The sequence below is a fragment of the Akkermansia sp. KLE1798 genome, from assembly GCF_001580195.1.
Classification (GTDB): domain Bacteria; phylum Verrucomicrobiota; class Verrucomicrobiia; order Verrucomicrobiales; family Akkermansiaceae; genus Akkermansia; species Akkermansia biwaensis.
On sequence record NZ_KQ971075.1, the window covers coordinates 1,171 to 14,625 of the forward strand.

Sequence of the window (13,455 nt, forward strand, 5' to 3'; positions counted from 1 at the left end):
CGGTGAAGAAGTATACCGACGGAGGCTGGCTGACCATCAGCAGCACGGAAGGCTACAATACGCCCTTGGAGCAAACGACACTCTACACGTACAATGACCAGTACCGGGTCTCGTTGGAAATCAAGCCTGACGGAGGCTACACGCGTTATGAGTACGACGATCAGGGCCGGGTGGTTCTGGAAGCCATGCCCTGGGCAGGGGGAGGAGAGAAAGGAATGCGTACTGAATACGCCGACCTTTGCTTCAATGACTTCAGGCCAGCAACGGAAAGAGAGGTAATCATTGCCGAAGACGGGATGGAAACGGTACTTTCTGAACGGGTCTATGCCTATAACGACACTCCACAAGTCAACTGTATAACGGTGACGGAAACAGCCCTAGGAAGCGATCAAGTTCATACGCGTGTGGAAGAGACCTACGGAGAAGCCGCTTCATATCCCTATGCCCGGGGCAGACAGAAAATGAGGCAGGGTATTGACGGAGTGCAAACCGTCTATACCTATGAAGCCGTTTTGGACCATGGAGCCATTCACAAAGTGACGGAAACTACGCAGGCTAATGGGAGAGTCATTCCCGGCCAGAGCACCAGAAAGGTGGAATACATTGCCGCCAACGGCACAACCACCCGAAAAGAGCAGTACGTCCACACAGGAGGGGACTGGTCATTGATTTCCTCGGAGGACTATGAATATGATACCGAGCTCAAGCGAATCAAGACGACGAAGGGCAACGGCCGCTTCAGCACGACAGAATGGATGTGCTGCGGACCCTTGAGAGAGACCGACGAAGACGGTGTGGTGACAAGTTACAGTTACAACACGGCCAAACAGCTCGTAGAAACCATTCGATCGGCAACCGAAACCACACCCGAAACAATCACGTCCTACACGAAGGATACAGCAGGCAGAACGACTGCCACACGCCGTGATGTAGGCTCCATGACAACGACCGAGAGTATAGAATACGACGATCTGGGAAGAATCGTTTCCAAGACAGACGCCCTCGGCCGGGTGACCCGTACGGAATACAGCAGCGACGGACTCACTTCTATTGCCACCACTCCTTCGGGAGCCACTCTGGTGACACGGAGCTACTATGACGGCTTTATCGTTCTGGAAGGAGGCACCGGTCAGCGTGAGATTGAGACCCGGCAGGAACTGACGCCGGAAGGCATCCTTACGACTACCTTGTCTCAAGGGGTCGTGCTGTCTCGAACTCTTAAAAACGGTTTCGGACAAATCAGTCGGCAGGAAGAGCCCAATACCCACGGGGAATTCATCGTCACGAGAAACTCCTACAATGTCAAGGGACAGCTTATTCACACGCAGATAGAGGACATGGCTCCCACCATTACCACTTATGATGAACTGGGACGCACCCTGAAGCAGGTTATCCTTCTGAATGGCCTTCATCCGGATGATCCCACTAAAAATAGGATATCGGAAAGTTCAATGTGCTACCAAATTAGGGAAGACGGAATCTATCAGGTTCAGACTTCCAGTACTTACAATGCCGACGGTCTTCCCCTCACTCAGACAACGGAAAACATGGTTTCACGTCTGGATCCCGTGCTGGAAAGCAAGGTCCTTTCTACCGACATTTATGGGCAACAGCGTATCCAATGGTCAGAATACACCGCTCCTGCCCAGCGAACTCAATTCAGCCGCATCCCAACCTCTGATATCATAGCGAAGTCCCTCGTAGTCGACGGTTTCACGATAAATCAAAACGATCATACCGGCATTCATTCTTCCCAAGAGCGTTCCTACACCTCTACCGGGATGATCCTGAAACAAACCGATGGCAGAAACAATACCACCATTACGGAAACGGATATTGTCGGGCGTCAGATTAAAGTCACCGATCCGGCCGGCAATAACACTACAACCAGTTACCGGGCCTGCTGTGACGCCGTGGCTTGTATCACTGATGCGATGGGAGGAACGACTTGTTACTCCTACGATATCCGGGGAAGAAAGACGGCCAGATACGGGACCGTCTCTCAACCGGCCTGTTTCTCTTACGATGAAGCTGATCGAATAATTGCTCTGACTACTTTCCGAGCGAACGAAGGGGACATCACGGTCGATCCTTCCGGTCGCACCGACGGAGACACCACCATGTGGCTCTACGATGCGGCTACAGGACTGGAGCTCAAAAAGACATATGCCGACGGCTCCTGGACCGTTAAAACCTATGACAAGCTCAACCGCCTGGAGACTCGCACCAAGGCCAGAGGTATTGTAACAACCTATCAATACGCCCCTCTCACCGGAGAACTTGTTTCCGTCTCCCACAGCGACAATACCCAGCCGTGGATCTATTCCTACAACCATCTTGGTCAGGCTATATCTGTTTCCGATGCATCAGGTATTAGAGAACTCACTTATGACGCCTATGGAAGAGTTCAGCAAGAAACTTCCTTTGGAACTGTAGAAAGCTGTCTTCAGGAAGAATATGATATTGTTGGACGTTCCTGCGGATATCGCCTGATGCTCGGTACGCGTACCATCCAGGACTCCCATCTTGACTATGACCATAAAAATGCCATTGTCGGTATGAATATGGAAGGTCTGGATACCCCCTTTACGTGGGAGTATGATGCAACCAGCGGCTTCCTTAATCAACTGTCCTATCCTAACGGCATGGTTCGCAAGAATATCTACCATTCCTCACTCAACCTTATTGTTTCTATTAGTTATGAGAAGAAGGGGAATGGGAAGACAGCAGCCAGACATGAGTACCAATACGACGTCTTGATGCGTCCCGTTCAACGCCGGGACTCATGGGATGCCGCCACACTTGCAACGCTCAGGGATTTTACCTACAACACACGTAACGAATTGGTAGAAGATCGGGCCGGTCAGGATGGAAGCTTCCACTACGAGTACGACAACATAGGCAATCGCAAAACTGCACGGGAACTGGAGGAAGAGGTATCCTATAATACCAACCAACTCAATCAATATACGGATGTGACCAGGGAAAAAGAACTATTCACTCCCTCCTTCGATGTCGATGGCAACCAGACCAGGATCAAGACTGCAACGGGCATCTGGGAAGTGTCCTATGATGCCAACAACCGCCCTGTAAAATTTACCAATCAGGATGAACGAATCTCCGTTACCTGTTGCTACGATTACATGGGACGACGTTTTGAAAAAAAAGTGACCATCAATGGGGCTACTGCCAGCCATGTTCATTATTTATACCGAGGCTATCTGCAAATAGCCGAACTGGATTTGATGCATCCAGACCCTGTAATGTTGAAAAGTTATTGGTGGGATCCGACGGAGTCCACAGCTACACGCATCCTGATGATGACCAAATGGAAGGATAACGGGACGGGAGAGGGAGAACATTTCTGTTTCATGCACGATGCTCTGAAGAATATCACCTCCATTTTCAGCGAGCAACAAGAACGAAGAGCCCGCTACGACTATGCTCCCTTCGGAAGTCTGCTGACCACTGAAGGAGACATGCCTCTAGAAAACAGATTTAGGTTTTCCTGCGAGTTCATGGACGATGAACTCGGCCTCATCTACTACAATTACCGCCATCTCAATCCTCTGGACGGCAGGTGGATCAGCCATGATCTCATTGCTGAAAACGGAGGGGAAAATTTATATGGCATCCTTGGAAATTCCGTCAATATCGGCAGTGATTATCTGGGACTTCTTACCATGATTATCCATGGAACATTTGCCAAAGATGAACGGTGGTGGCAACCGGCAGGAGACTTTGCTGAAGCCGTGAATTGGGTTGTAGAAGATGTTTGGCAATTTACCACCCGGAACAAACCCAAATGTGCTCCTTTTAAATGGACCGGAGAGAATATAAGTTCTCACAGAATTGAGGGAGGAATTCAATTGGCATCTTTTCTCTGTCAAATCTCATTGCATTATCCAAATGAAAAAATACGCCTTGTAGGACACAGCCATGGAGGCAATGTGATTCTGTCTGCTCTCGCCACTCTGGCACGAATTTGTAAGTGTTCCACACCTCTTATTGACGCAGTTGTTTTAATTGCTACGCCTCAAGTGATAGCTAGTTATGGAAATATGGATGTTCCTGTTTATAGCACAGAAGATGGGATAGGAATGATTAAAAATAAAAATCTCCTTCAAATATTTTCTGAGGAAGACGAAGTACAGACTACCTTTGCGTCATGCTTGGTTGCAGGAGAAGTATCAGTCCCTCCCCAAATCGATGGAAAACCATTCACCAAACTTCATGTGAGAAGAATGATTTCGGGATATCCTATTCAAACTGATGGTGGATGGTTAGATGCGCATGGTATCCTCCATAACAGACAGATGGGAAGATATGTAGGGTATCGCCTTATAGGGCAAGATCATCCGACAGCCATGAAAAACTCTCAACTCACTCTGCCCCTTGAGGATGAATAATACGATCATAAAATGGATAAAAAAATCAGTTTTTTTATTATAACATTACTGACTTTGCTCATCTTTTTACTTTATCCCGGCAATGACATCACATGTTTGGATAGGGTTTCCCCGACATCAACTCATATTGAAACTACTAATGCTGGAGATATATTGGAAATTGACCTTCCTGATTCGGAACACAGCCTTTCCCTGATTTTCATTCCAAAAGGGAGCTACCAAATTACAGGAGCCGATTCCCCTACAGAAATAACTTATCCCTACTGGTTGGGAAAATACGAAGTTACACAGGAGGAATGGAAAAAAGTGATGGGATGGACACCGATTCCGAAACTGAATGAGGAAGGTTTCATTGCAACGGGTGCGCTGTACCCCATGTGCCAGATATCCTACTATGAATGCCTGGATTTTTGTGATCGATTGACTGAGATGGCACAACAGCAAGGAATTCTTCCGGCAGGATATTGTTTTTCCTTACCTACGGTGGCGCAATGGGAATTGGCCTGTTTCTGCGGCAAGGAAATCGTTTCTCCCGGCAATTTGGAGAAAATAGCATGGACGAATCCTCATGATGCAAGGGCAAGAATCTATCCCGTGGGATTAAAGGAGCCCAATGCCTGGGGATTCCATGACATGCGGGGCAATGTATGGGAATTATGTGCGGATTTTTATCATTCCCATCGTCTGTATGGCAGCAATCCAGTCAACTGGAAAACGGATACCGGCAATTTATCAACCGACATGGGCTTATCGATTACATCCGTAGGGGGAGGATTATTTTACTCCATACCCTGTGACAAAGAAGAAATACCACGTAGCGAATATTACGCTGATTCAAGAGAATCCGATACCGGATTGAGAGTAGCCCTAGTTCCGGCCCGGCAGCATCAATTGCTGAAGGAAAGGTTAAAACATTTACATCCTGTTCCGGATTGGTGGAAAAATATTAAGGGCTCGTTTGAACTAATGTATTTCTATACGAAATTCTATATAAGAATATATTGGAAATCTTTACCAAATGTATAATCATAAAAATATTCCTATCATGGTGTTGGACGATCTCCAAATGCAGTCCCAGTTTAAAAGCCAGGATTGGTGATTGTTACAATAGTTGCTGTGAAGCGATAGAAGATCAAATCCATCGGGGAGAAAATTTCAGCTATTTGTACAACAGCATTCGCGATCGAAACTATGTATCAGTCCGGTCAATCTTTTTCATCAAGCATCGTTTCCGGTTGTCTCTGCAATTCGGACTTGTCTTCCCGGATCATATGCTTGAGGAGCTTGATGGACGCGGGGAGAGGGTGATATTTGCCGACGCTTTCTCCATAGTTTGCAAGCGCCGGTCCTATTGGTAGATGGTGACGCGGATGGCTTTCTGCCTGGCGGCGTGTGGAACGGCTCCTATTTCCCGGCAACTGGTTTTCCATTTCCGAACCTGGAAACGGCCGCCGTGGCGTATCCAGGCTAGGGCGTGCGCTACCTCATGCAGGATAGAAGACCGGACTTCATGGGGAATTTCCAGATTGGGCGGATAAAGTTAACGCCAATGAATCAACAATCACTCCTACATGGTACTTTTACCGACATTATCTGCAGATAACTGAACCGACTTTGAAGCATCCTTTTCTCACTGGAAAAAATATACTTGGGATTCGGTGGAATTCATAGGTACGCGCATACCGATGGTACCCAATGGGAATCCACTGCGGCCGCCGGGATATCTGTAAAAGAACTCTTCGGGAAGTTTATGACCGCAGGAAGGAGGTAAGCGGACTGGTGGCTACCGCTTTGACGGAGACGGCGGGCAGCCCGGCCAGCCACGCGGACCTGCCTGCACGGCATGCCTGAGAGAATGCTTCCGCCATCAGGGAGGGATTGCCTGCGGCGGCAATGGCCGTATTCACCAGGACGGCGTCCGCTCCCATTTCCAGGGCTTCCGCCGCATGGCTGGGGGCGCCCAGGCCGGCGTCCACCACCACGGGAGCGGTGGCTTGTTCAATGATAATGTTGATTAATTCACGGGTAAGCACGCCCTTGTTGGTGCCTATGGGCGCACCCAGGGGCATGACGGCGGCGGCTCCCGCCTCCTGCAGGCGTTTGGCCAGTACGGGGTCTGCGTTGATGTAGGGAAGAACGGTAAAGCCTTCCCGGACGAGAATTTCCGTTGCCTTGAGCGTTTCAATGGGATCGGGCATCAGGTACTGCGCATCCGGGTGGATTTCCAGCTTGATCCAGTTGGGGAGTCCGGCCGCCACGGCAAGACGGGCCAGCCGCACGGCCTCTTCCGCCGTAGCCGCTCCGCTGGTATTCGGGAGAATGAGGTATTTTTCCGGATTGATGAAATCCAGGATGTTGGCGGCGGGATCGTGATTGCCCGTCAGGTCTGCCCGGCGCAGGGCTACAGTCACGATTTGGGAGCCGGAAGCTTCCAGCGCCTCCTTCATGCTCTCATTGGAGGCAAATTTCCCCGTTCCCATCATCAGGCGGGAGGTAAATTCACGATCGGCAATCCGCAAAGGTGTGTCTGTCATTGCGGCATGAAGACTACCTTCTCCACCTTCCGCGTGCAAGAGCGAATGCTGGAAGACAGGCCGCCTTTCAGCCAGAGCCGGATTACTGGAATGGGATGTATTCCGGAGAAAACGCGGGCTTCGGCTACTGCCGGAAACCCTGAAGGGCCTTCGGTTTCCCGAGGATTTCCTGATAGAGAATGGCCGTTCTCAGGGACTGGGAATGCCGGAGGGAATCTTTCAGGGGACGGGCAACGGGAAGGGGGGAAGAAGGGATCAATTCAGGCTGCCGTTCCTTTTCCCGTTGCTGCAAACGCTGAAGAGCAGCCTGCTCCGCATCAGAGAGGGAGCGGATGGATTCATGCGCTTCCTCCTCTGCCTTCACGTAGCGTTCCATCGTATTTCTGGCGGCTTCCTGCGCATGTCCATGCCCCCAGTCCGGGACGGGGTCCGGTTGTGGACGCTGCCTGCGCTTCACGGAGGGATTCGGGAGTTCCACGGGGGAAGGTGCGGGCCGGGGCGCACGTGCGGGAACAGGGGGCTGCGGCACTTCCCGGCGGGGAGCCTGCTGCGGACGTTCGGGCACGGTTCGCCTCATTTCCGCAATGACTTCCCTGACGCGTTTTTCGTGATGGTCTTCCGTTTCCGGGTCGGGCTCTTCCTCGTTGTCTTCTCTCTTCGTTTTCAGGTAGCTGATCACACTTTTGCCGATAAAGACAATTGCTAGGACCAGATAGAACCACAGTTCCAGATCGTTGTCTTCGCCGTGTGCGGCAAGGATGTTTGCCAGTAGATTCATGAAGAAGGGCCGTGCGTCCGGCAGGAGGCTTTACATCCACCGGACGCCGGAAAGTTTATTTAATGGAGGAAGGAGTTGCTTCCGGTTTGGCGATGGAGTCCCTCATTTTGGTATCCGCCACCACGTTCTGGTAGCGTGCGTAGTCCAGCACACCCAGGTTGCCGTTGCGGAAGGCTTCCGCCATGGCCATGGGAATCTGGGCTTCCGCTTCCACCACCTTGGCGCGCATTTCCTGCGTTTTGGCGGCCATTTCCTGTTCCGTGGCTACGGCGGCGGCGCGGCGCACTTCCGCCTTGGCCTGGGCAATCTGCTTGTCCGCTTCAGCCTGTTCCGCCTGAAGGCGTGCGCCCACGTTGCCGGCCACGTCCACATCCGCAATGTCAATGGAAAGAACTTCAAATGCCGTGGCGGCGTCCACCCCCTTGTCGCTGACGGTGCGGGAAATGACTTCCGGCTTTTCCAGAACGTCCTTGTAGGATGGCGCGGAGCCTACGGCGGAGACGATGCCTTCCCCGACACGGGCCACTACCGTTTCTTCCGTGGCGCCCCCTACGAACAGGTCCAGATTGGTGCGCACCGTCACGCGGGCCCGTACCGCTACGGCGATGCCGTCACGGGCTACTGCGGTCAGGCGCGTCTGTCCGGAACTCGGGTTCGGGCAGTCGATCACCCTGGGATTGATGGAGGTTCGCACGGCTTCCAGCACGGTCTTGGAGGTGCCTTTCACCGCCAAGTCAATGGCGCATGCGCGGTCATAGCTCAGTGGAATACCGGCTTTTTCCGCGGCAATCAGGGCCAGAACGCAGTCCACGATGTCACCGCCGGCCAGGAAATGGGCTTCCAGCTCGTCCGTGCTGATGTCCAGCCCGGCCTTGGCCGCAGTGATGCGGGTGTCCACCACCAAGGGATAAGGCACCTTCCGGAGCCACATTCCGAGCATGTTGCCCATGGAAACGGGGGCTTTCGCCAGGCGGGCGCGCAGCCATGTCTTGAAAAATTTGGCAATGATGGCAAAGAAGATCACCAGGAAGATGACGAGAACGACAATGAGGAACGTTCCCCAGACAGTTGCATTGGACACGTCCGCTAACAGCAAATTGTTCATGCTTCCCTCCATACCATACTTGCCGGATGAGGGTAAAGAGATAATTGTGTTCCCCAATGTTCAAAGGTATTGACCTTTCGGCGGATTCGTGGCAATGCACTTGGCCGTGCGCACCATTGATTTTGATTATCCCCTGCCGGAGGAATTGATCGCCGACCGCCCTCTGCCGGACCGCGCCGCTTCACGGATGCTGGTGCTCCACCGGGATACGGGTTTGATGGAACACAGGCATTTCTGCGACCTGCCGGAGTACGTAAGGCCGGGAGACCATTTCATCCTCAATGATACCAGAGTGGTTCCCGCTAGGTATTTTTCCAATGACGGTTCCATTGAGATTGTCCGGGCCGAGGTGCTCAATCCCCTTCTGTGGAAGTGCATGGTGCGTCCGGGGCGCAAGATGAAGGTGGGGCGCACCGTTTCCGTCGGAGAATCCGTGGGAACGGTGGAGGGAATCGATGCGGAAGGGTACCGCCTGATCCGGTTTGACCGGGAAGTGGACGAGGAAAAGTACGGACGGCTGGCGCTTCCCCATTACATGAACCGGGAGAGCGATCCTTCGGACAGGGAACGTTACCAGACGGTATACGCCAGGAATGAGGGGGCCATTGCCGCCCCTACGGCCGGTTTGCACTTTACACCGGAACTGCTTGCCTCAGTACCGCATGATTTTTTGACGCTTCACGTGGGCGTGGGCACGTTCCGTCCCGTCAAGGCGGACAATATTGAGGACCATCAAATGCACACGGAGCATTTTTTCCTGCCGGAAGCCACCGCCCGGGCGATCAATGAAGCTGAAAGAGTTATTGCCGTGGGCACTACCAGCGTGCGCGTACTGGAGCATGTGGCCGCGGCAGAGGGATTGCCCCTCCGTGAATGTTCCGGCTCCACGAACATTTTCATTTATCCGCCTTACAAATACAAGGTAGTGGATGCGCTGATCACGAATTTCCACCTGCCGCAAAGCACCCTGCTGATGCTGGTGAGCGCCTTTGCCGGAAAGGAGCTCGTCATGAAGGCATACATGGAGGCCATTCGGGAACGGTACAGATTCTTTTCCTACGGAGACTGCATGCTGATCCTGTAATGCTCAGGGCTTCTCTGCGTCCCGGCTGAATTCCAGCAGAGCCGTTCCGAGGTCCAGCGTGTTCCGGAGTTCTCCCAGAGTGTGGAGAATTTCGCTGAGGATGACGACAAGAATGTTGGCGTATCTGCCGGCGTCCGCCTTGTTGCAGATTCTATCCAGGCAGGAGGCTTCCAGGTCCGGGGCGTTCCATTTGCATCGGATGAAACGGCTTATACGCGAATCCGGCTTCCAGATTTTCTCCCGCTGATCCGTCAGATAGGCTATGTAGCAGCTCCTGAGCAGGTCGATTTTGGGAAGCAGTTTGAAGCGGAACGTTTCCGCGCAGGCCGGAAGGTTGTGGAGCCTGTCCATCCGCATGTGAATGCCGGTGATGCAGAGAATAGTCCAGTAATGGATGGAGGCGGCCACGTCCCTGCTGCGTTTGTGGAACCGGCGGTGAAAATCAAGACTGAGGTCCAGGGCTGTCAGAGCTTTTACATACTGCACGAGAACAAAAAGGCCATGCTTCCGGTCGATGAAGTGTTCCAGTTGCCTCCGGAGTGGACGGTCTTCCAGTTTCATCTCGCTTTTCAGGCTGTTCCATTGTCTGTTAAAATTGGAATGTTGTGGCATATCTTTGATAATATAATCATGGGTGAGACTATGATGTTCATGATTTAATTCAAATAAATAATAAATAATGATAAATAAAAGCGACATGAAAGGCGCCTACGCTGGCGGATGGGGACTCCGTCCACTGCGTTTTTGTTCAGGAAAAGCGGCCAGGAGAAAGCCATGTCCGGCAGAATGGAGGCATGCCCTTTTTGAATCACGGTTGTGGATACCAGTTAAGGAACGGGACCGTTGATACAATAAAACGGCATAAATCCATGCAACTCCCATGATCTCTTTTCTATCTTTCCCCGGACACGGTGAAAATGCGGCTGTATCCGGGTGAAGCGCACTGCGTTCTTGTGGGGGCGGTCCAAACAGGATAGCCTTGAAAACGGCCGGGACCTTCACCAATTCCATCCCTCGGACCCGTCACTCCCCCATTTATGGATCACGATTTCAGCCTCATTCTTACATTCGTTGGCGGTTTGACCGCCGCTCTTCTCTTCGGTCTCATCGCCAGAAAGCTGCACCTGTCCCCGCTGGTGGGGTACCTGCTGGCCGGCGTTGTCGTAGGGCCTTATTCGCCGGGCTTTGTAGCGGACAGCCATACGGTGGAGCAATTTGCGGAGCTGGGCGTCATTCTGCTGATGTTCGGGGTTGGCCTCCATTTCCATTTGAAAGACCTGATTGCCGTACAAAAAGTGGCCGTTCCCGGCGCGGTGGTGCAAATCTCCGTGGCTACGGTGCTTGGGGTGATTGTGGGGTGGTGCTTCGGCTGGTCCACGATTTCCGGCCTTGTGTTCGGCATGGCTATTTCCGTAGCCAGTACCGTGGTTCTGACGCGGGTTCTTGAGGACCACCAGAATCTTCACACCCCCAGCGGGCACGTGGCTCTCGGCTGGCTGGTGGTGGAGGATTTGTTCACCATTCTTCTGCTGGTTCTGATACCCGCTGTCATGGAGGCCCGGCAAAGCGGAGCAGGGGGCTGGGACAGCATTCTTTCCGAATTAGGATGGATGTTCGTCAAGCTGTCCGTCCTGGTGGCGCTGACCCTGTTTGCCGGTAAAAAGATTATTCCGCTGGTCCTGCGTTATGTGGCGCGGACGGGGGCGCGGGACCTGTTTACGCTTGCCGTGCTGGTCATTGCGTTGGGGGTGGCGGTATGTTCCGCCGAATTTTTCGGGGCGTCCATGGTGCTGGGCGCATTTTTGGCAGGCATGGTTGTCGGCCAGTCGGACTTCTGCGCGCGTGCCGCGGCGGAGGCCATGCTGATGAGGGACGCTTTCGCCGTTCTTTTCTTCGTCTCCGTAGGGATGATGTTTGATCCGATGTCCGTGGGCGACTGCTGGCCGCTGGCCTTGGCAACGCTGGCCGTGGTGATGATCGGCAAGCCCCTGGCCGCCTATGTGGTTGTACGCTGCCTGAGGCGGCCGCTGGCTTTGGCCTTGAACGTATCCGTAGCGCTGGCGCAGGTGGGGGAATTTTCCTTCATTCTTGCCGGAATAGGACTGGTGTACGGTATTCTGCCTCCGGAGGCCAACCAGGCCATCATTCTCGCCGCCGTCATTTCCATTTCATTAAATCCCATTCTCTATCGTAAGATTACTCCTGTGGTCAAATGGCTGGAAAAGCGCGGCATCGGTCTTCCTGCGCCATCCCTGGCAAACGTCGTTCCGCCGCCTGAGGAAGATGCCCGGCGCGTGGTGCTGGTGGGGTTCGGCCCCACGGGACGCATGCTTAAAAGCATTTTAAACGACAACGGCGTGGAAGTCGTCATCGTGGAAATGAACATAGATACGGTCACCAGAATACGGGAACAGGGGGGTAAAATCGTGTACGGGGACGCCCGCCAGCGGGAGGTGCTGAAGCATGCGGGCATTGAATACGCGGAAAGCCTGATTCTTTCCTCCTCCATTCCGGATGCCAAGGACATCGTGGAAATGGCCATTGAGCTCAATCCCCGCCTCGACGTGATGATTCACACCAAATACATGCGGGATGTGGACGTTCTGAAAGAAGCCGGAGCTTCCCAGGTTTTCTCCTCGGAATCGGAAGTGGCCCTTTCCATGGCGGAATATTTCCTGCGCGAGGGTGGAGCGGACGATGAAAAGATCGTTTCCGAACGTTTGCGCATCCGCGCCGAACTGAATAACGAATGCACCTCCGACCTCTGCCATGAGGAAATAAACGCGTGAGGCGCGCTACTTTTTGCGGGCGGAAATGATGAGCATCATCGGGCGCCTCAACTCGTCCCGCATGCCGGGAACGGTGTTCAGAAGCTCTCCGGAAGGCTGGGGCTCTTCCACGGCAACGATCTCAAATCCGTTTGCGGCCAGGGCGCCCAGGTAGGTGGTGAGCGTTCTGTGGTATTTGGTCACTTCTTCCCCCAGGAATACGGCCTTGCGGGGTCCTTCCGCAAAATAACCGTCCACGGGCCAGTGCATGATGCCGCCAGAGCCGTCATAATGCCAGTCCTGGCGTCCCTGGGCGGTAAAAACGGGATGCTCCACGGAAAAAACGAATGCGCCGCCGCTGCCCAGGCAATGGAAAACCTCCCGGCAGATGCGGGGGAAATCCCGCGTGTAGTGAAAGGCCAGTGAACTGATGACTATGTCAAAGGAAGAGGGAGGAAAATCAATGTCCTCCATGGGCATGCGGATGTAGTTGATGACGTCCGTCTTTTCCATGCTCGCGGCCCTGGCGAGCATTTTTTCCGAAATATCCACCCCCGTGACGGAAGCCGCTCCGTGTTCCGCCGCATACCGGCAGTGCCAGCCGAATCCGCAGCCCAGGTCCAGAACCCGTTTCCCGTGAAAATCCGGCAACATCCGTTCCAGCGTTTTCCATTCTCCGGCTCCGGCCAGTCCCTTGACGGAACGGTCCATTTGGCTGTATTTCCGGAAAAAGGAATCTTCGTCGTACTTGTTCTGCTTCATGGCGGTGGGAAAGGA

General features: G+C 53.1%; 10 protein-coding genes. 4 read left to right on the top strand and 6 right to left on the bottom strand.

Going from position 1 to position 13,455, the window contains the following annotated elements; all coding sequences use genetic code 11:
• Nucleotides 1-2: 2 nt before the first annotated feature.
• Nucleotides 3-4,409, top strand: coding sequence for an RHS repeat-associated core domain-containing protein (locus tag HMPREF3039_RS02870; protein ID WP_067572140.1), 4,407 nt, complete (start codon nt 3-5; stop codon nt 4,407-4,409).
• Nucleotides 4,410-4,421: 12 nt separating this feature from the next.
• Nucleotides 4,422-5,435: a formylglycine-generating enzyme family protein gene (locus tag HMPREF3039_RS02875; protein ID WP_067951901.1), complete on the top strand. Its 1,014-nt coding sequence runs from the start codon at nt 4,422-4,424 to the stop codon at nt 5,433-5,435.
• A 179-nt stretch (nt 5,436-5,614) separates the two neighbouring features.
• Here the strand turns inward: HMPREF3039_RS02875 and HMPREF3039_RS14290 are convergent, their stop codons facing one another.
• From HMPREF3039_RS14290 to floA, 4 genes are all read right to left on the bottom strand, one after another.
• The gene (locus HMPREF3039_RS14290) at nt 5,615-5,839 is read right to left on the bottom strand and encodes a hypothetical protein (protein WP_231863825.1); all 225 of its coding nucleotides are present in this window, start codon (nt 5,837-5,839) and stop codon (nt 5,615-5,617) included.
• Nucleotides 5,840-6,157: 318 nt separating this feature from the next.
• Nucleotides 6,158-6,943: a thiazole synthase gene (locus HMPREF3039_RS02880; RefSeq protein WP_067572139.1), complete on the bottom strand. Its 786-nt coding sequence runs from the start codon at nt 6,941-6,943 to the stop codon at nt 6,158-6,160.
• 124 nt (nt 6,944-7,067) lie between these two features.
• Nucleotides 7,068-7,721 carry a hypothetical protein gene (locus HMPREF3039_RS02885; protein ID WP_067572137.1) on the bottom strand — a complete coding sequence of 218 codons (654 nt, stop codon included), beginning with the start codon at nt 7,719-7,721 and terminating at the stop codon, nt 7,068-7,070.
• A 55-nt stretch (nt 7,722-7,776) separates the two neighbouring features.
• A complete protein-coding gene (floA, locus tag HMPREF3039_RS02890; RefSeq protein ID WP_067572181.1) occupies nt 7,777-8,826 on the bottom strand; it encodes a flotillin-like protein FloA in 1,050 nt (349 codons plus the stop codon).
• A gap of 94 nt (nt 8,827-8,920) precedes the next feature.
• Here floA and queA point away from each other — a divergent pair, with 94 nt between their 5' ends.
• The gene (queA, locus tag HMPREF3039_RS02895) at nt 8,921-9,910 is read left to right on the top strand and encodes a tRNA preQ1(34) S-adenosylmethionine ribosyltransferase-isomerase QueA (RefSeq protein WP_067572135.1); all 990 of its coding nucleotides are present in this window, start codon (nt 8,921-8,923) and stop codon (nt 9,908-9,910) included.
• 3 nt (nt 9,911-9,913) lie between these two features.
• Here the strand turns inward: queA and HMPREF3039_RS02900 are convergent, their stop codons facing one another.
• Nucleotides 9,914-10,522, bottom strand: coding sequence for a hypothetical protein (locus HMPREF3039_RS02900; protein WP_147549487.1), 609 nt, complete (start codon nt 10,520-10,522; stop codon nt 9,914-9,916).
• 425 nt (nt 10,523-10,947) lie between these two features.
• Here HMPREF3039_RS02900 and HMPREF3039_RS02910 point away from each other — a divergent pair, with 425 nt between their 5' ends.
• A complete protein-coding gene (locus HMPREF3039_RS02910) occupies nt 10,948-12,699 on the top strand; it encodes a cation:proton antiporter (protein WP_067572131.1) in 1,752 nt (583 codons plus the stop codon).
• A gap of 6 nt (nt 12,700-12,705) precedes the next feature.
• On the opposite strand, the gene HMPREF3039_RS02915 is transcribed toward HMPREF3039_RS02910, so the two are convergent.
• Nucleotides 12,706-13,440, bottom strand: coding sequence for a class I SAM-dependent methyltransferase (locus tag HMPREF3039_RS02915; protein ID WP_067572129.1), 735 nt, complete (start codon nt 13,438-13,440; stop codon nt 12,706-12,708).
• Nucleotides 13,441-13,455 lie beyond the last annotated feature (15 nt).

Excerpts from the sequence above, each read along its gene's own strand:
- HMPREF3039_RS02875 (WP_067951901.1), top strand. The coding sequence starts at position 4,422 with ATGGATAAAAAAATCAGTTTTTTTATTATAACATTACTGACTTTGCTC.
- HMPREF3039_RS14290 (WP_231863825.1), bottom strand. The coding sequence starts at position 5,839 with ATGGAAAACCAGTTGCCGGGAAATAGGAGCCGTTCCACACGCCGCCAG.
- HMPREF3039_RS02880 (WP_067572139.1), bottom strand. The coding sequence starts at position 6,943 with ATGACAGACACACCTTTGCGGATTGCCGATCGTGAATTTACCTCCCGC.
- HMPREF3039_RS02885 (WP_067572137.1), bottom strand. The coding sequence starts at position 7,721 with ATGAATCTACTGGCAAACATCCTTGCCGCACACGGCGAAGACAACGAT.
- floA (WP_067572181.1), bottom strand. The coding sequence starts at position 8,826 with ATGAACAATTTGCTGTTAGCGGACGTGTCCAATGCAACTGTCTGGGGA.
- queA (WP_067572135.1), top strand. The coding sequence starts at position 8,921 with ATGCACTTGGCCGTGCGCACCATTGATTTTGATTATCCCCTGCCGGAG.
- HMPREF3039_RS02900 (WP_147549487.1), bottom strand. The coding sequence starts at position 10,522 with ATGCCACAACATTCCAATTTTAACAGACAATGGAACAGCCTGAAAAGC.
- HMPREF3039_RS02910 (WP_067572131.1), top strand. The coding sequence starts at position 10,948 with ATGGATCACGATTTCAGCCTCATTCTTACATTCGTTGGCGGTTTGACC.
- HMPREF3039_RS02915 (WP_067572129.1), bottom strand. The coding sequence starts at position 13,440 with ATGAAGCAGAACAAGTACGACGAAGATTCCTTTTTCCGGAAATACAGC.